The sequence below is a fragment of the Leptolyngbya sp. UWPOB_LEPTO1 genome (assembly GCF_017302695.1).
Lineage (GTDB): Bacteria > Cyanobacteriota > Cyanobacteriia > Leptolyngbyales > Leptolyngbyaceae > Leptolyngbya > Leptolyngbya boryana.
In genome coordinates, this window is the sequence record NZ_JAFLCJ010000020.1 from 41,696 (window position 1) to 59,891 (window position 18,196).

At 46.0% G+C, this 18,196-nt stretch carries 20 protein-coding genes; 11 read left to right on the plus strand and 9 right to left on the minus strand.

The genetic code is table 11. From position 1 onward, the window contains the following. The first annotated feature begins 15 nt into the window (after positions 1–15). Positions 16–582, plus strand: coding sequence for a SecDF P1 head subdomain-containing protein (locus tag J0L70_RS24485; protein WP_287456271.1), 567 nt, complete (start codon positions 16–18; stop codon positions 580–582). 143 nt (positions 583–725) lie between these two features. Here the strand turns inward: J0L70_RS24485 and J0L70_RS24490 are convergent, their stop codons facing one another. Next, the gene (locus tag J0L70_RS24490; RefSeq protein ID WP_287456272.1) at positions 726–1,811 is read right to left on the minus strand and encodes a DNA topoisomerase IB; all 1,086 of its coding nucleotides are present in this window, start codon (positions 1,809–1,811) and stop codon (positions 726–728) included. 75 nt (positions 1,812–1,886) lie between these two features. Here J0L70_RS24490 and hpxZ point away from each other — a divergent pair, with 75 nt between their 5' ends. The 7 genes from hpxZ (at position 1,887) to J0L70_RS24525 (ending at position 6,222) form a co-directional block, all read left to right on the plus strand. Next, complete coding sequence (hpxZ, locus tag J0L70_RS24495) at positions 1,887–2,252, plus strand: oxalurate catabolism protein HpxZ (RefSeq protein ID WP_287456273.1); 366 nt, start codon at positions 1,887–1,889, stop codon at positions 2,250–2,252. A gap of 819 nt (positions 2,253–3,071) precedes the next feature. Beyond that, the gene (locus J0L70_RS24500) at positions 3,072–3,299 is read left to right on the plus strand and encodes a hypothetical protein (RefSeq protein ID WP_287456274.1); all 228 of its coding nucleotides are present in this window, start codon (positions 3,072–3,074) and stop codon (positions 3,297–3,299) included. Between the two features lie 230 nt (positions 3,300–3,529). Further along, positions 3,530–4,495, plus strand: coding sequence for a hypothetical protein (locus J0L70_RS24505; RefSeq protein ID WP_287456275.1), 966 nt, complete (start codon positions 3,530–3,532; stop codon positions 4,493–4,495). A 110-nt stretch (positions 4,496–4,605) separates the two neighbouring features. Further along, entirely contained in the window at positions 4,606–5,055 is a 450-nt protein-coding gene (locus J0L70_RS24510) for a DUF4231 domain-containing protein (RefSeq protein WP_287456276.1), read from the plus strand. 31 nt (positions 5,056–5,086) lie between these two features. Continuing rightward, on the plus strand, positions 5,087–5,245 hold the full coding sequence (locus J0L70_RS24515) for a hypothetical protein (protein WP_287456277.1): 159 nt from the start codon (positions 5,087–5,089) through the stop codon (positions 5,243–5,245). Positions 5,246–5,266: 21 nt separating this feature from the next. Beyond that, complete coding sequence (locus J0L70_RS24520) at positions 5,267–5,836, plus strand: hypothetical protein (protein ID WP_287456278.1); 570 nt, start codon at positions 5,267–5,269, stop codon at positions 5,834–5,836. Then, complete coding sequence (locus tag J0L70_RS24525) at positions 5,833–6,222, plus strand: hypothetical protein (protein WP_017288918.1); 390 nt, start codon at positions 5,833–5,835, stop codon at positions 6,220–6,222. Before J0L70_RS24520 ends, J0L70_RS24525 begins: the two co-directional genes overlap by 4 nt. Positions 6,223–6,353: 131 nt before the next feature. Here the strand turns inward: J0L70_RS24525 and J0L70_RS24530 are convergent, their stop codons facing one another. The 3 genes from J0L70_RS24530 to J0L70_RS24540 all read right to left on the minus strand — a co-directional run bounded on the left by J0L70_RS24530 (position 6,354) and on the right by J0L70_RS24540 (position 9,192). Further along, positions 6,354–7,622, minus strand: a complete 1,269-nt coding sequence (locus J0L70_RS24530; protein WP_287456279.1) for a glycosyltransferase family 4 protein — start codon at positions 7,620–7,622, stop codon at positions 6,354–6,356. A 232-nt stretch (positions 7,623–7,854) separates the two neighbouring features. Next, positions 7,855–8,826, minus strand: coding sequence for a solanesyl diphosphate synthase (gene sds / locus J0L70_RS24535; RefSeq protein WP_017288916.1), 972 nt, complete (start codon positions 8,824–8,826; stop codon positions 7,855–7,857). 195 nt (positions 8,827–9,021) lie between these two features. Beyond that, entirely contained in the window at positions 9,022–9,192 is a 171-nt protein-coding gene (locus J0L70_RS24540) for a CAB/ELIP/HLIP family chlorophyll-binding protein (protein WP_017288915.1), read from the minus strand. A 180-nt stretch (positions 9,193–9,372) separates the two neighbouring features. Here J0L70_RS24540 and ald point away from each other — a divergent pair, with 180 nt between their 5' ends. Beyond that, positions 9,373–10,461 carry an alanine dehydrogenase gene (ald, locus tag J0L70_RS24545; protein WP_287456280.1) on the plus strand — a complete coding sequence of 363 codons (1,089 nt, stop codon included), beginning with the start codon at positions 9,373–9,375 and terminating at the stop codon, positions 10,459–10,461. Positions 10,462–10,528: 67 nt separating this feature from the next. On the opposite strand, the gene ndk is transcribed toward ald, so the two are convergent. Further along, a complete protein-coding gene (ndk, locus tag J0L70_RS24550; protein ID WP_017288913.1) occupies positions 10,529–10,978 on the minus strand; it encodes a nucleoside-diphosphate kinase in 450 nt (149 codons plus the stop codon). A gap of 203 nt (positions 10,979–11,181) precedes the next feature. On the opposite strand from ndk, the gene speA reads away from it, so the two are divergent. Then, positions 11,182–13,212, plus strand: coding sequence for a biosynthetic arginine decarboxylase (gene speA, locus J0L70_RS24555; RefSeq protein ID WP_017288912.1), 2,031 nt, complete (start codon positions 11,182–11,184; stop codon positions 13,210–13,212). Positions 13,213–13,368: 156 nt separating this feature from the next. Here the strand turns inward: speA and J0L70_RS24560 are convergent, their stop codons facing one another. From J0L70_RS24560 to J0L70_RS24575, 4 genes are all read right to left on the minus strand, one after another. Next, positions 13,369–13,971, minus strand: a complete 603-nt coding sequence (locus J0L70_RS24560; protein ID WP_017288911.1) for an exopolysaccharide biosynthesis protein — start codon at positions 13,969–13,971, stop codon at positions 13,369–13,371. 88 nt (positions 13,972–14,059) lie between these two features. Beyond that, on the minus strand, positions 14,060–15,310 hold the full coding sequence (locus tag J0L70_RS24565) for a YcjF family protein (RefSeq protein WP_287456281.1): 1,251 nt from the start codon (positions 15,308–15,310) through the stop codon (positions 14,060–14,062). A gap of 78 nt (positions 15,311–15,388) precedes the next feature. Continuing rightward, the gene (locus J0L70_RS24570; RefSeq protein WP_017288909.1) at positions 15,389–15,679 is read right to left on the minus strand and encodes a DUF2973 domain-containing protein; all 291 of its coding nucleotides are present in this window, start codon (positions 15,677–15,679) and stop codon (positions 15,389–15,391) included. A gap of 153 nt (positions 15,680–15,832) precedes the next feature. Next, complete coding sequence (locus J0L70_RS24575) at positions 15,833–16,150, minus strand: DUF2605 domain-containing protein (RefSeq protein ID WP_017288908.1); 318 nt, start codon at positions 16,148–16,150, stop codon at positions 15,833–15,835. A 142-nt stretch (positions 16,151–16,292) separates the two neighbouring features. Here J0L70_RS24575 and thrS point away from each other — a divergent pair, with 142 nt between their 5' ends. Continuing rightward, complete coding sequence (gene thrS, locus J0L70_RS24580; protein ID WP_287456282.1) at positions 16,293–18,107, plus strand: threonine--tRNA ligase; 1,815 nt, start codon at positions 16,293–16,295, stop codon at positions 18,105–18,107. The last annotated feature ends 89 nt before the right edge of the window (positions 18,108–18,196 follow it).

Sequence of the window (18,196 nt, forward strand, 5' to 3'; positions counted from 1 at the left end):
AAACTGTCTGCATGTATGGTTAACAATTCAGCAACGATACCCTCCACGCCCACAGCGACAGCAGCGCAACCCGAGATTCAACAGAGTAAGGTTCAGCTTGCCTTTCGCGAACAGAAGCTAGGAACTGAAGCACAATTACAAATCGAGCGGCAAGTTCAGCAAGAACTCCTCAAAAAACAGACTGACCTGAAGAAATCCGGCAATCAAGCCGCGATCGCAAGCAATGCCGCTGCACTCAAACTCAGTAATGAGGCAATTTCCTTGCTATTCGAGAAACCGACTCTAACCGAAAAGAATGTAACGAAAGCCCATTTCGATTCAAGCCCGAACTCAACGCCGTCTATCGTCGTGACCTTTGATGCGAAGGGAAGTAAGGCTTTTACAGCGCTGACGAAGAAATTAGCAGGAACTGGGCGAACAGTAGGCATTTTTCTCAACAATCGTTTGATAAGCTCTCCGACTGTTTCCTCCCAATACGCTCAGACTGGAATTACTGGCGGCACTGCGATGATTACAGGAAACTTTAGTGCTGAAGAAACTAAGGATTTAGAAACATGGCTACAGCATTTGCAAGCGAATTGACAGCTTTAGTTAGCTGTATCTGAACTGTCAAAATTTTAGAATGCGATCGCAATGTAGTAGGGAAATAGGGAGCAATTTTAGTCTAGGCTCTCCCCATCTCTCCACTTTGCAAAATTCATGCCGCTGACCAGTACACTTTCAATCTAGCTCTTTCGCTGAGTTGCTTCTAATAGCGCTACAACAATCAATTCATCACATTGCAGGGCATGTCGATCGTCAACTACGATCGATTGATATTCTGCTACAACTTCATGCAACGATTCATCGAGATAAGCTTCCAACACATTTGGGTGAATATAGTATTTTCGACAAGTCTCAGGGCGATTGCCTAAGTAAGCAGATACCGACTTAATGGCTTGTGTAATGTTCTTCTTCGCCGCAGTTTGAGACGTAAATTTGCCAATCTCAGCGAGATGAGAAGCAGCTAAAACCGTGCCTGCCCAAGTCCGAAAATCTTTGGCAGTAAAATCTTGACCTGTAATTTCTCTCAAATAATCATTTACATCACTTGAAGTAATGTCTTGGGTTTGCTGATGCTCATCTAGATATTGAAAAAGCTCTTGACCTGGCAAATCCTGACATCGTTTTACAACTTTTGCGAGCCGCTTATCGCTCACTTCAATTTCATGTTCAACTCCGCTTTTCCCTCGAAATTGAAACTGAATCTTCGAGCCAGCGACATTCACGTGATCATCTTGTAGTGTGGTCAACCCATACGAGTTATTGGTTTTCGCATATTCCTCATTGCCGACTCGAATCCGGGTTAGCTCCATTAACTTCAGAACTGTAGCGAGTACTTTTTGCTTTGGTAATCCGGGTAATGCTAAATCTTTCTCTAATCGTCGTCGAATGTCTGGCAAAGCCTGACTAAATGCAATCATGCGAGAAAACTTATTTTGATCGCGAATTGCTCGCCAAAGTGGATGATATCGATATTGCTTTCGTCCCTTTGCATCTCGTCCCGTCGCTTGCAAATGTCCATTTTCCAATGGGCAGATCCAGACATTCTTATAGGCAGGCGGAATGGCTAGAGAATTAATGCGCTGAATGATTTTCTCATCGCGAATGCGATCGCCATCCAGATCAAAATATGCAAAGCTTTTCCCCGATCGCTTTCTCGTAATTCCAGGCATTTCATCTGTGACATACTTCAAGCCAACGACTTCGGCTGACTCGATCGGGTCACTGGGAAGCTCTTCAACGACTAATTGCATACGGGAGGATAGCATACGTTACTTTAACCGTATCCAATTCAAGACACAATGAAATCTACAGCAGAGCGTAGTCTTTAGGGTGGAGGAACAATGGAGATCGATATTCCTGAAGTTTTGGCAGAAGTAACGGCGGTGTTTCAACAATATGAGCAAGCACTGATCACGAATGATGTAGAAGTGCTGGATCAGCTTTTTTGGAACAGTCCCTATACGATTCGATATGGAGCCACTGAGAATCTGTATGGCTATGATGCGATCGCACAATTTCGCGCAGGTCGATCGCCCGCCGGACTCGATCGCGCGTTGAAAAATACGGTGATTACAACGTACGGGCGGGACTTTGCAACGGCGAATACGGAATTTGTACGATCGGGTAAATCAGGGCGTCAGAGCCAGACTTGGATGCGAACTCTAGATGGCTGGCGAGTTGTCGCGGCACATGTTTCGTTGATTTAATCGTTGCGAAGTAGGAAGTGGGGAGTTGTTTCTTGGGTAGCTCCCTACTCCCTACTCTTTCCAGCATTATTATGAGTCGGTCTAATGTTCCAAATCCTGGCAATAGGCAGAAAGAGTCGGTCTAATATGCCAGTTTTAGATGTTATCCCGACTCTAGGCAGTCTAAATCGCCCTGGGCGGATGTTATGCCGACTTCGTTCCTGCGAGAAACCTCGCAATTCTTCTACTCGATATCCCAATTTAGAAAATAGCAAGAGCTATCTGTTGAACTAAATTAGCTGCGATTTGTGGCCTTGCAAAATATATTCGGTTATCCGTACTACCATATAGTTCTCATGAACTGTCGCAGGAGCTATCATCGTGCATAACGCAACATATGAATTTGAGTACGGTCTAGAACGCTACATATAGGGTTTCAGGAGTGAGCTATGCAGGTAAATTTCGCGCATCTTCGAGAACGGGCAACATCAGGCGGTTGGATCAATTTTGCTGTGTTTGAAGCAAAATCTACATCGGGTACTAACTCAGGCAACAGTATACTGTTGCCTCAACTAACAAGTAAAGCCAGAGCAGCGGGCTTAAAGGTTGATCAATCAGCACTTGCCTTCGCACAACACGGCCGCATTCAGTTTTATGGCGACCAAAATCTAGTCAATTACCTATCACATAGCGGCGTTCCACGATGGACTCATACACTAGATATATAGATATAGATCTTACATTCGTTTTGTTTCAGCTAAAGCCTTAGTTTTTGAAGGGCAATCAGCATTCTATTTTGCGTTGTTGCGCTCTGTATTAAAAGTGTAAGGAGTCAGTTTTATGGAACGTTACAGAGACATTGATGGTGATTCTGGAGTCAGCGCATACGAAATTGGGGTAGATTTTATTCGTGTTCAGTTTAGTACTGGCGCAATTTACTTGTACACTAATAGCAGTGCTGGATCAGCGAACATAGAGCAGATGAAGATCCTTGCAGCAAAAGGAAATGGACTAAATTCGTTCATCAACACTAGAGTTCGTAAGTTGTATGCTCGAAAAGAGCGTTAACCAACAGAATTCCTGAACGTGACTGTACTAGCTACCCGTGACGCAAGCTAACAGGTCGATGAAACGGCGATTTGAACACTCTGCACTTCGTTCTAGTTCACTTGTAGCCGCTTATCGTGGTCGTCAGTTGTCAAATTCTTCTCCTGAGCTATGGGAGGAGTAATTTATTCTCTTGCGTTAATATCAAAGAGTCTAAAGTTTGAAGTTAAGCAATACTAGGCTGAATCAGTATGCAAATTGAAAAGCGACTGAGAAATCATTATAGACGCTGGAATATCAACTTGAATTATGAAGAGGAGTTTCTGAAGTTCAAGAATAGGTTGATTGGTGTTATCGATAAGTCGATGGGTGATTACCTGACTGAAAGGCAAGATGTCGATAAACGCTTTTTTGAAATATTCAATCTCGATAAAGCGGACAAGCCTTATGTAAAAAAAGCACAAGCGAGATATCACGACTCTTTAGTAGAACCGCTTATACTACAAGGTGTAATTCAACGCTTGCAGTCTGTTTCTTACACAGAAAAAGGATTTGGAGATACATATGTATACAAATGTGTTGATAGCTGCGAAACTCTACAAGATTTAGCTAAGGTACTTCAATTTATTTTTTGGGCGTTAGAAGAAAATTTTGATGAAACACAAGCTAGAGCTTCAAAGATAGTAGAAGAGATCAAGAGATTATCGGCGCTAACCCCTAGTGCTGGTTTTGCAGTTCATAAAAGAGGTAAACAGTTTATTGTTTATCCTAGCGGCGATCAGTTTTTAGATCGAGGAATTATTGACTCTACTCTTTCTGAGCTTGAGAACTATCCAGAGGTTGCGGAGTCTTTTGAGAGAGCGTTGAAACTTTATTTGCGTGGTGAAACAAGCCAATACAGAAATTTGCTTGATGAGTTACGATTTGCACTTGAACAACTTCTAAAAAAAGTTCTCAAGAACCAGATTCCTTTGGAGAAGCAAAAGAAGGAGCTTAAGACTTGGTTCAGAAGCAAAGGTCTGCATCCCCAAGTAGTTAATTTGTATGAGGGACTCCTAAACCCATATCATCAATATCAGAATGATGCTGTCAAGCATAATGAAGCTTTTTCCCTTGATGAAGTAGAGTTTATGATTTACCTAACAGGTAACTTAATGCGGCTCATTCTAAAGCTTGCAAACCTTGATAGAGATGGCGAATTGCGGCACGACAACTAACAATCACACTGCATCGAAACGTACGAACAGTTGATGGGACTGCAGAGGTAATCTGCGTTCGATGAGTGTGATTGTTATGTCTCTCAAAAACCTCGGATTTCTGAGCAATTATGCGATCGCTGAAGCAAAAACATGAAGAAGCCTTAATAGAGTGCGATCGGTTAATCCAGCGGTTCAAATACATCGCTGATAAGGATAAGCGTCGTTTCACGCTTCTTAAACAATTCAGCATCTCTCTTACACTTATGGTCACTTTACTCTCCGCTTTAGCTGCTAGTAAAAGGCTCGGTGATTGGGAATGGATTGTGCCTGCCGTGAGTGGTCTTGCTGCACTTTCTACAACTTTGCTCAGTCAAACAACTTCTCAAAAAACTTGGATCAATTCTCGTAATGTTCAGCAAAGACTACAAGTTGAAAAATTCCTCTATCTTCAAACCTCTGGTAGTTATTCACTAATGAGTGAGGAAGAGAAAGTTTGTCATTTCTCAAATCAAGTCATGGAAATATGGTCGGAGGGACATGAAGCTTGGGGACAAACTGTATCGGACAGAAAGAAGTAAATCTGTTATCAGTACATTCTTTAACCTGCCCATGCTTCGAGTGTTTCCGCCAATCAGCAGACCCTATGAGCCTGGTATTCGGCAGCAAGTCGAACCGGGAAACCAGGGCAAAATTGTGGCAAACGTGAAAAGTGTGAGCCAAAGGCAGCGACACAAACTCTATCGATTGAAAGTAAAATTGAGCCTCTAGCTTTTATGGGACAACAGCGTTTTGAGCCAAATTCAAGTCTTAAACTTGCAGATCCTTCACCAAGGACTTCCCGCAATTACACCCGCTTTCGGAGCAGCGATCGCAGAAGCAGGAGCAATTTGTCTAACGGATGAAGCCCATGAGCCAGGAGTAACTCTCGAAGTTGAAGGAGAATTTTCCACTCAGTTCCAGTTGAATTGGCAACCCGTTACAGAACAAGCAAGGCGATGCTGGAATGATGAGGAATATACAACCGAGCAAGCGGCTTATGGCATTGCATTTCTATTAATTTTGCAATTAACCAATCTGACGGTGATTGAACGTTCTCGTAAGGGCACTGGATTTGACTACTGGTTGGGAAGCCAAGATTCAACCGCAACACTGCCGTTTCAGCGCATGGCTCGGCTTGAAGTGTCTGGGATTCGTAAGGGCAATCGGAGTCAAATCAATGCCAGAGTCAAGCAGAAAATCGAACAAACTGGCGCATCTGATGCAGAAGGGTTGCCAGCTTATATCATAGTAGTAGAATTCAGCCGCCCGCTTTCTGTCGTTAGCGCGAAACGGAATCCCGAAGGAGCCTTACTCCAATGAACCAGATTCAAACGCTCCATCAACAAGCAATGGATTTAGCCGAAGCAGCCGCAGTCGCCCGCTTGAGAGGCGAGATCGAACAGGCAACACAGTTGACCCGACAAGCGTTTGAACAAGAAACCCAGGCTGCTAATTTAATTGCTAGCGTTCTCGATGCCGAACCGACTCGATCTGTCCTCCACCGTAGCGCTGCATCTTTAGCGATCGAGTGTGGCGAATTACGAGCCGCAGAACGACTAATTGCCACCGCATTATCTGGCAGTCCGCCCCCAGAGATTGCGGAAGAACTCAAAGATTTATTCATCCAGATTAATTTGGGTCAATATCTGAAGCGTCAAGGAATTGATATCAACATTAACGAATTGCAAGGTTTGGTAAATCAGTAATAGTTAATAAGGCACGGTCGAACAACATGGTTGGAGCAGACGGTAGAGAGCTTTTGTGCTTCGCTTCAGGCTTATCTACCGCCGCCGCCCACTTTAGCCATTGTGTTTCTCAAAACACTCGGATTTCTGAGCTATGCGATCGCTGCTGCTGGTGCTTTTGTCGGAACTTTGAGCACCTGTTGATACACCTTGCCTAACTGAGCAGCAACACCATCCCAGCTAAACATCTTCTCAACTCGATCTCGCCCTGCCTGACCTAACTGATCACGCCAGTTTGGATCTGCCAAAATTCGATCGATCGCCTTGGCAAATGCCGCATCATCTTTTGCCGGAGCTAACAAGCCTGTGATTTCAGGAATGACGGTAAACTGCAATCCGCCCACATCCGAAGCGACAACAGGCGTTCCACTTGCCATCGCCTCAATTGCTACTAATCCAAACGGCTCATAATGACTCGGCACTACCGAAACATCGGCAGCAGCATAATACAAGTGCAGATTTTCAACTCCTAAACGACCCGGAAACATCGTGATATCTTGCAAGCCGAGTTCATTGACGATGCCTTCAATACGCTCTCGTTCCGCGCCATCACTCTGTCCAGGACGACTGCCCCCGCCGATGATCAATTTCAAATTCTGGTCTTTCAGTTTAGACTGGCCCACCGCACGAACTAAGGTTTCAATTCCTTTTCGGCGATCGAAGCGACCCACATACAACACAATCTTGGCATCTTGCTCTAATCCCAACGCGCGCCGCGCTTCAATTCGAGAAATATGACCAAAGCGTCGAGTATCCGTGCCACAAGGAATAATATCAATGCTGCCGTGCGTCGAAACGAGCGATCGCATGTGGTCTTTCTCTTGTGGACTCGTTGCGACAATCCGCTCAGCCGTTTCTAAACATAATTTCTCAGTCGCTAAGCGAGTCTTCGCAATCATAGGAATCGCTGAAATTGACTGATATTTCACTGCACCTAAAGAGTGATAGGTATGAATCTGCTTCACGCCTTGCAGCTTTTTCAAGGTCATACCGACCCAGGAAGACAGCCAGTAGTTAGTATGAACTAAATCATATTGAAATCCTGAGTCAGCCTGAAATTGTTGCAGAGCTTCGACAAATTCAGGCAAGTAGCCAAACAATTCATCACGAGGAATAAATTTTTGCGGCCCAGCCGTTAATCGAATCGTGCGGCAATGGGGAGTGTGTTGCACAATCTCAGGCTGGTCGGCATCCGATCGACGAGTAAACATATCGACTTGCCATCCCTGCCGGGACAGCGCTTCTCCAACGTTCCGCACATAGACGTTTTGACCGCCCGCTTCCTCTTTGCCAATCTCGATCGCAGGATCGCCATGAACCGAAATTAATGCAATCCGAGGGCGCTGTCCTGAAATAGCCATAGTTCTTTTACCAAAACACGATAAACAGAAACAGAATGTGAATTTTCATATTCGCTTGTGTTTAGGTTAGTAACATTTCACTTCGTTTTCATCTTTCAGGGGTTAGAAATCAAACAAGATAATATCTGGGCTAGACAAAATACTAAAAAGTTAGAATCTATCAAAAGTAAGATTTTCAGCACAAAAAAAGGGTAGATAGCTCTACCCTGTACCTGCATTTCGATTGTGTGAATTAATACAAGCGGCTTAATACATAGTCAGCAAGTTTGATCAAAGCCTGTCGAGATTCAGACATTGGCAAGTCTGCCAGATGTTCGATCGCGGATTTAGCATGATGCGATGCCAGTTCTCTCGCTCTCTGAATCCCTTGGCTATCCCGAACCAGTGCTAAAGCTTGTTCGAGATCATCTTCTTGTTCAAATTCTCGATCGATTAAATCTTCTAGATAAGGCTTTTCTTCTAAGGCATACAGAACTGGAGCCGTGAGATTGCCGCTTCTGAGATCTGAGCCAGCAGGTTTGCCAAGAGATTCGGTTGAGCCTGTGAAATCGAGAATGTCATCGACAATTTGGAACGCTAAACCGAGATTACGCCCGTAGTGATAGAGATTTTGTGCCTCGACTTCAGAAGCATCGCTGAGAATTGCGGCGGCTTTTGAACTATTGGCAATTAAAGATGCGGTTTTGTAATAGCTCTTTTCGAGATAAGACTCGATCGTAATTCCCATATCAAACCGAAATAATCCCTGCTGAATTTCGCCTTCTGCAAAATCCTTGATCACCTCAGAGAGCAGCTTGATCACTTCGATGTTTTCTAAATTCGCCAAGTACCAAGAAGACTGGGCAAAAAGAAAATCTCCAGCAAGTACTGCAACTTGATTGCTAAATCGGCTATGAACCGCTGGAATACCGCGTCGGGTTGCGGATTCGTCGATCACATCGTCATGCACCAAGCTTGCCGTGTGAATCATTTCAGTGATTTCAGCTAAGCGGCGATGGCGTTGAGTAATCTCCTGCCCATGCATCGTGGCGCGAGCGACTAAGAGCACGATCGCGGGTCGGATGCGTTTCCCGCCAGCGCTAAATAGATGCTCTGCGGCAGCGTACAGAATCGGATGACGCGCACCAATGAGGTTTTGAAGATTCTCGGTGAGTAAACGTAGATCCGCTTCTACCGGAGAAAATAGGGATGTTGCTGAGGTCATGTAGTTGCCGACTCAGAGGCTATAGGTTAAGTTTTTTTACGGCTTGTAAGCTTATTTTACTCATAAATCCGCAATTCTAGGGGACTCAAAATTTTTGGTTCTCAGATTTGGGTAAATCTAACTAGCAAAAGTCCCGCTCTCTCATCGATTCGATCGAGTGGCGGGACAAAACCAAATCGAGTCAAGATTCACATCTTAGAGCAAGCCGAGCCAGGTCAAAACGCCTTGTCCCGTGACAAATTCTACAATCAGCGCTGCCACAAATCCGATCATTGCGGCACGTCCATTTAAGCGTTCTGCATACTGATTGAAGCCAAATTTCGGATTTTCAAGCTTGGGGGTTACGGTCGGTTGAATCTGCGTCATGGTAAACAAAACCTATCCTAGATTTAGGGGTAAAAATTGTTACGAGTCAAAGCGGTTGAATCGCTTAACAATTCTTTATCTGTATTTTAGCGAGCGAATTGCATAAATGGGATCTGCATGTTAAACAACCGTTGACTCTAGGTTGGAAGACTACACTAGAAGTACGACTGGAGAATGGCTATGGAAATCGGTGTCCCTAAAGAAACCAAGGATCAAGAGTTTCGAGTTGGTTTGAGTCCGAGTAGTGTGAGGGTGCTGATCGAACAGGGGCACTCGGTCGCGATCGAGTCAAAGGCAGGTGAGGGTTCGGGCTTTAGTGATGCAGATTATGTGCAAGTCGGTGCCACGATCGTCAATAGCGCCAAAGCAGCCTGGGATCGTGAACTCGTGATTAAGGTCAAAGAACCTTTGAAAGCGGAATATGACTATTTACAGAAAGGACAAATTCTATTCACCTACCTGCACTTGGCAGCTAGTCACGAATTAACCGAACATTTGCTGAATTCAGGTGTGAGTGCGATCGCGTATGAAACCGTGGAACTGAGCGATCGCCGACTGCCGCTGTTGACCCCTATGAGTATCATTGCGGGTCGCTTATCGGTGCAATTTGGAGCGCGATATCTGGAACGACAGCAAGGTGGGCGAGGTGTCTTGCTTGGAGGCGTTCCCGGCGTTAAACCGGGACGAGTGGTGATTTTAGGTGGAGGAATTGTTGGAACCGAAGCAGCGCGGATGGCAACGGGAATGGGCGCGCAGGTGACAATTTTAGATGTGAATGTCGATCGCTTGTCGTATTTAGAATCCGTCTTTGGATCGCGAATTGAACTGCTTTACAGTAATTCGAGTCATATCGAAGAATTAGTTCCTCAAGCGGATCTACTGATTGGTTCAGTGCTGATTCCAGGACGGAAAGCGCCGATCTTAGTGTCGCGAGAATTAGTGAAAAAAATGCGATCGGGTTCGGTCATTGTCGATGTTGCTGTTGATCAAGGTGGCTGTATCGAAACGCTGCATCCGACCTCACACACGGCTCCAACCTATGTTGAAGAAGGCGTTTTGCATTATGGTGTCCCCAACATGCCGGGTGCGGTTCCTTGGACGGCGACCCAGGCTTTGAATAATAGTACGCTGCCGTATGTGTTGAAATTGGCAAATCATCGGATGGAAGCTCTCGATCGCGATCCTGCCTTAGCGAAGGGGCTAAATGTCCAGAACCATCATTTGATTCACCCGGCAGTGCAAGAAGTGTTTCCGGATTTAGTGAGTTAGCGCGATCGTCAAAATCTACAGAAGTCCAACTTTTTGAACAAGTTGGACTTCTCAAGTCAAGCCGAGATTATTCGTGAATCCAACCGATGATCGTCGGCGACCAATTCACTAATTCTTCGTCTTTGAACCACAGCGCAATTTCGCTTTGAGCCGTTTCGGGTGCATCTGAACCGTGAATCAAATTCCGTCCAATGTTTGCACCAAAGTCTCCCCGAATCGTGCCAGGTTCAGCCGTCAGCGGATTTGTCGCACCAATGACTTTCCGTGCGCCTGCAATCACACCGTCACCTTCCCAAACCATCGCGACCACAGGGCCGGATGTAATAAATTCCACCAAGCTGCCGAAAAACGGACGCTCACGGTGAACACCGTAGTGGCTCTCCGCCAACTCACGGCTAACGTTCATGAATTTCAATCCGACGAGAGTAAAGCCCTTTGTTTCAAAGCGGCGAATGATTTCACCAACCAATTTACGTTGTACGCCATCAGGCTTAATGGCTAAAAATGTGCGTTCCAAGCTGGACTCCCAAGAATGACGTGAAATTTACCAAACCTAGATTAGCCCAGATTGGGGGTTTGGGATGAAATTGGGAAGTAGGGAGTAGGAGTCAATCTCCCCACTCCCCCCACTCCCCAAATTACGTAGTGCGAAAGACCTCGATTTCGTAAACTCCGCGATACACTGAATGCTTAAGAATCGCAAAGTGAGGAGCAGCCACGATGGGAGAGCGCGCAGCTACTGCCAAACCGGAAAATCTACAGCCTGAAGAGAAGTTGGAAGCGTCAAGCAATCACTCAAAGGGCAAGCCGAACGGCAAATCGAACGGTAAATCGCGCCCCGTTGAACCGCCTCAACCGAAGAAACAATGGACGATCGAAGATAGCGAAGAGCTTTATCGCATTCAAGGATGGGGCGATCCGTATTTCTCAATTAACGCAGCAGGACACGTCACCGTCTCGCCGAAAGGGAATCGTGGCGGATCGTTAGACTTGTTCGATTTGGTCAACGCATTGAAACAGCGAAATCTAGGCTTGCCTTTGCTGATTCGATTTTCAGACATTTTGGAAGATCGAATTGAGCGGATTAATTCGGCATTTGCGAAAGCGATCGCAAGATACAGCTATCCCGGTGTCTACCGGGGCGTGTTTCCTGTGAAATGCAATCAACAACGCCATTTGGTCGAAGATCTGGTGCGATTCGGACAACCGCATCAGTTTGGATTAGAAGCTGGCTCAAAGCCTGAACTGATGATTGCATTGGCATCGCTCAAAACGCCGGGAGCTCTGCTCATTTGCAATGGCTATAAAGATCGCGAATACATTGAAACCGCAATGTTGGCGCGACGATTAGGACAAACGCCGATCATTGTTCTTGAACAAGTCGAAGAAGTTGAATTTGCGATCGAAGCGAGCAAAAAACTTGGAGTCGAACCGATTTTGGGCGTGCGTGCCAAGTTGAATGCCAAAGGGATTGGGCGTTGGGGCACTTCGGCAGGTGATCGCGCTAAGTTTGGCTTAACCATTCCTGAAATTATTCATGCCGTCAATCGGTTAAAAGAAGCCGATATGCTTGGCTGCCTGCAACTGCTGCATTTTCACATTGGCTCTCAAATCTCAGCGATTAGCGTCTTGAAAGAAGCGATGCGAGAAGCGAGTCAAATTTATGTGGAACTCTGCAAACTGGGAGCCAACATGCAATACATGGATGTTGGGGGTGGATTGGGTGTGGACTATGACGGGTCGCAAACGAATTTCCACGCATCCAAAAATTACACGACTCAAAACTATGCCAATGATGTCGTGGCAGCCGTGAAAGATGCTTGTACGATCGCGAATCTTCCCGTTCCGACTTTGATTAGCGAAAGTGGCAGAGCGATCGCATCGCATCAATCCGTTTTAGTCTTCAACATTCTGGGAACCAGCGATGTCTCGTCTGAGATTCCAGAACCTGCGAAGGAGAATGAACATGTAATCGTGCAAAATCTCTATGAAACTTACACGTCGATCAACTCTGATAATTTCTTAGAGATGTATCACGATGCCACGCAGTTCAAAGACGAAGCGGTTAATCTATTCGGATTCGGTTATCTGAGTCTGACTGAACGCGCTAGAGCCGAGCGGTTGTATTGGTCGTGCTGCCATAAAATTGTTACTTTTTCGCGGCAGCTTGACTATATTCCTGACGACTTGGCAGACCTAGAGCAGATCATGGCATCCATGTACTACATGAATCTCTCAGTCTTCCAATCGGCTCCCGATAGTTGGGCGATCGATCAACTCTTCCCGATCATGCCGATTCATCGCTTGAACGAGGAACCGACGCGCCGTGTAACGCTCGCCGATCTCACCTGTGACAGTGATGGCAAGATTGATCAATTCATTGATCTGCGGGATGTGAAACCTGTGCTAGAGTTGCATACTTTAAAGCCTGGTGAACCTTACTACTTAGGCATGTTCCTAAATGGAGCGTACCAAGAGATTATGGGCAACTTGCACAACTTGTTTGGTGACACAAACACTGTTCACATCCAACTCACGCCCAAAGGCTACCAAATTCAGCATGTGGTACGCGGCGACACGATGAAAGAAGTGCTGGGTTATGTGCAATATGATCCTGAAGACATGATCGAAAGTATTCGACTTCAGACTGAACTCGCATTAGCAGACAATCGAATTACCTTGCAAGAGTCACAATTGCTGCTTCAGAACTATGAACGCAGTTTAAGCGGCTACACTTACCTCGTATCTTAGCTTCTGGTTGTTTCATCTGGAAGGATGAATTTTACTAGGTTTGCTGATACGAGTAGAGGGTGAGAGTGACTGTGTTGGACTCTCAATTCTCCAGTGCTAGACTGTCTAGCTCTCAACCCTCTACAACTCAATGATCAACATTGCTTGAAGCTGAATTTATAGCCATTGCTGAATGAATTCTGGCGATCGCCAAAGTAAGTAAACGATCGTGGCACAAATTCCTGTAATCACAGTCGTCAGTCCATAAGCCACGCACATTAACAATCCATCTGATTCGAGCATGGCGACAACGAGGAGTAATATCCCGATCGTGGGAAATGGATTGGTCAAAGGAATTGGTGCAATTAATAAAATAGAAAGCCAAGTGATGCACATTCCATTGAATTGCCAAATTTTTGGATTCGCTGCAATTCGACGCATCCGAGGACGAGTAATTTTCTCTAAAATGCGCGTGACTCGTCGCACATTCTGCAATAGCTGTTTAGCAAAGCTCGTCGGAAATCGAAACCGGGCGACTTTTTTGGGCAACCAAGGGGTACGCCTTCCTAATGCCATTTGAACACCTAGCAAAACACAAGCCGTACCCGGAATTCCCGTTAGCCCGGGCGGCACAGGAAAGAGAAAAGGAATCACCATTAGTCCAATGACGAGACCAAATCCGCGTTCTGAAGTTTCGGAGAGAATAGCCGCGATCGTTAACGGTTCTTCGGATAGCCGCTTAATTAGAGATTCAATGTCTTGCGAGAAGCGAAGATGCATTCGTCGATAACGTGACAGATACGAAAATTCTAACCGAGACTTTCAGAAGTCGAACGCCTGCAAACTACTGATCTTTAACTCACTTGACTTATCCCTTCGATGTCTTAAATCGATGTCTCGCATCGCTGAAAGCTTCCCGCATTGCAGCTTGAATCCTTTTCGGGTCAGGCGTTTTACCACCCATCAAATCCCCAAAATACACGCATGCTGCTTCGCCTAACGCCCAAGTATAGGCACTCGCCCACGAAGCCGCAATCACACTGCCAAACCCCGGCACAAATTTAATCAATTCGCGCCCGATCGCTTGTGCTACAAATCCACCCGCGATCGCACTAACGACCCCACCTGCCTGTGAAGGGCTTAATGTCTGTCCATACAACTGTCCCAATGCTCCCACCATCGAAACTTGTAGCGCAGTCAACACGGGCATTGTGGCTAACGGTAAAGGAATCGCTGCTGCTGCCCCTGCCATTACGGAAAACGGCAAGATATAACGTCGCGCAGCATCTCGATACAAACCGCTAATTTGCTGACCTGCATCTCGATCGTTCAAGAGTTGCGAAATGGTTCTTGCTTCAGCTTCTGGCAGCAATTCCGCGATCGTATCCATCAAAGGCTCTAATCCATAAAAGGTTGGATTAAACTCATCTTCCTCCAACGTAAAATCGATCAAGACAGCACGATCGAACAAGCCCTTAAAGTCTTCTTGAATGCGTGTAAACGCACGATCGACTTCCGCAAAATTCGGTGGATACTCAGGATGATCGCTCACATCCGGTGGATAGAGTTCATGCAGACAAGTGACAACCAGTAAAACAGGCACTTCTGGGCGTTTTTGCCGAATTCGACCTGCAATCTGTTTGAGCGTATCTGTTGCAAAATCGTTAATCTTAACGGTCAGTAGTAAAATTTTGGCATTCGTCTCAGATTCACTCGGCTGCAATTCACCGACTAATTCGCGAATCACTTCCGATGTTGCTTGCGTTCCATCTCCCAAGCCGACCGTATCTGTAAAAATGACAAGCGGTAAATCCTCAGTGGGATAGCAATATTGTTGAGTGTACTGGGTATGCGGACGAAAGCCTTGACCAATGATTTCAGCCGAAACGCCTGTTAAACCACGAACGATCGAAGATTTTCCTGATTGCGGTTTGCCCACCAGCAATGCTTCAGTCGTCGGTAGTTCCGATCTGACTTTCTTCAAAATCTCTTCGACTTCTGCTTCATCGACCTTGAACCAATTCTGTAGCGTCTTTGCCATAGGTTCAATCGAGACGCGCTTCGTCGCTTCTGCCATCCCATCCCGAATTTGATTCAACCAGGAACTATCCCACTTCATCGCTCCTTCCTCATCAGAATAGAAAAGGCGCGATCGTAACCGCACCTTTACTGATAATTATGGCGTTTCTCAATTTAGCTATTCATCACCCGACTGTGCGGATTCCCCCCCTGGCGAGGACTTATAGATGGCATCTAGCTGTTCACGGGCATCTTCCACACTCATCGATCGCATGACCAGCAGCGGTTCGTCAATCATGCGACCATGCTCATCGAGTAGCTCTGGATGAGGGGTCGGACGATTCTGTTTGACGGGAGGATACTGACGCTGCGACTCAACCCCCAACGTCATTAAATTCCGGATTAAATTGCCAACTGCCAAGAAAGCCAATGCTGTGAAAGCCAGAATATAAAGTAGGTGCAGAATCATACGCCTCGCGCCAATAGAGATTGACAAAAGAGAATTTACCGGAAGCGCTGCGGCTCCCGGTTTGCAATTATGAAAAATCGTTTTCTAATTATCTAACAGTTTCTCAGATTTTTCTGATTCCTGGTATCCCAAAAAAGAGAGAGTTTGCAAAACTCAACTCGATTGCTGCGATCGCAGTTTGAGACTGACTTGCCAACATTCGCTCACTAGATGATGCCACGTGACTAAGACGGATGAATCGACTCCCGCCTGTCCCCCTGTAGCTTTCAGCAACGCCTGAACCGTGCTCACTTCCTGCTGACTGGTCATTACCCGCTGCAAGAGGTCTTTCTGCTCGTCTGCAGAGAGAAATGGAATGTGCTGCTCTTCCAACAGGCTGCGAGAGCGCGAAAACCAGTACTCGAAGTCGTCGAGCAGCGGTTCTAAGATGGTTTTGAATAAGTCGGAGTCGGGGTGATTGGGATTAAACATTTTGAAAACCGATCGCGTTAGCAAATCCTAATAGTCGTTACATTTCGTAACATTTCTATTTTAGCTTGAAAGTTTGCAGATTCAACCCCGAATTACCGGGAGGTCGGTAAGATATATGGGTGATTTTATTAGCCTTCGTCCCATGTCTGCCGATTCAAACCAGCCGGAAAAAATTTATTTGCCCAAAACCAGCGAATCTGAAGCGTTGAAGAAAATTCGCCATACGACTTCGCACGTATTGGCAATGGCGGTTCAGAAGCTCTTTCCGAAAGCACAGGTGACGATCGGGCCTTGGATTGAGAATGGGTTTTACTACGATTTTGATAACCCGGAGCCTTTTACTGAAAAGGATCTCAAAGCGATCAAGAAAGAGATGGCGAAGATCATTCGGCGCAAATTGCCTGTGATTCGTGAAGAAGTGAGCCGCGAAGAGGCAAAAAGCCGAATTCAAGCGCTGAATGAGCCTTATAAGCTAGAGATTCTCGACGATATCAAACAAGAGCCGATCACGATTTATCACTTAGGCGATCAGTGGTGGGATTTGTGTGCAGGCCCGCACGTAGAAACGACCGAAGAATTAAATCCAGACGCGATCGAGCTTGAATCCGTTGCGGGTGCATATTGGCGCGGAGATGAAACTAAAGCTCAGCTTCAACGCATTTACGGCACAGCTTGGGAAACGCCTGAACAGTTAGCTGAATACAAGCGCCGCAAAGAAGAAGCGATGAAGCGCGATCATCGAAAATTGGGTAAAGAGTTAGGATTGTTTATTTTCTCGGATTTAGTGGGACCAGGATTACCTCTGTGGACACCCAAAGGAACGATTCTGAGATCAACCCTAGAAGACTTTCTCAAACAAGAGCAAACCAGACGCGGTTATTTGCCTGTCGTTACGCCACATATTGCCAAAGTGGATCTGTTTAAAACTTCAGGTCACTGGCAGAAGTACAGCGAAGATATGTTCCCCATGATGGCGGAAGATGACAAAGCTCGAACCGAAGAACAGGGCTTTGTGATGAAGCCGATGAACTGTCCGTTCCACATCCAGATCTATAAGAGTGAACTGCGATCGTATCGAGATCTGCCGATGCGATTAGCAGAATTTGGGACAGTCTACCGCTATGAACAGTCAGGTGAACTTGGCGGATTAACGAGAGTACGAGGCTTTACAGTCGATGACTCTCACTTGTTTGTCACGCCTGAACAGCTTGATGCGGAGTTTCTCAGTGTTGTGGATTTGATTTTATCGGTCTTCAAGAGTCTACAACTGAAAAACTTTAAGGCTCGTTTGAGTTTCCGCGATCCAGACTCGGATAAATATATTGGGTCTGATGAGGCGTGGGAGAAAGCTCAAGGTGCAATTCGTCGTGCAGTCGAAACGATGGGCATGAACTATTTTGAGGGCATTGGAGAGGCAGCATTTTATGGACCGAAATTGGACTTTATCTTTAGTGATGCGCTCGATCGAGAATGGCAGCTTGGCACCGTGCAAGTCGATTACAACTTACCGGAACGCTTTGATCTCGAATATGTGGCAGAAGATGGCAGTCGTAAGCGTCCTGTAATGATTCATCGTGCGCCGTTTGGCTCGTTGGAGCGATTGATCGGAATTCTGATCGAAGAGTATGCGGGAGATTTCCCAGTTTGGCTTGCTCCTGAGCAGATTCGATTACTCACGGTGAGTGATGAATTTTTACCATTTGCGAAGCAGGCTGTCGAGCAAATGAAACTTGCAGGAATTCGAGCGGAAGTTGCGCCGAGCGGCGATCGATTAGGCAAACTGATTCGCAATGCTGAGAAGGAAAAGATTCCGGTGATGGCAGTTGTGGGTGCGAAAGAGGTCGAATCGGATGCGTTGAATATTCGGACGCGTGCATCGGGTGAATTAGGAGCAATTGCGCTCAGTGAGGTGATCGATCGTCTTAAACACGCGATCGCAACTCACGGGAATTTCTAGCCTGCAAAATTTGCCCAGTTTATGTTGGCAGTTTCACAGAGATTTCACGGTTGAAACGGCATCTCCAAATTTAAGAGATGCCGTTGTTC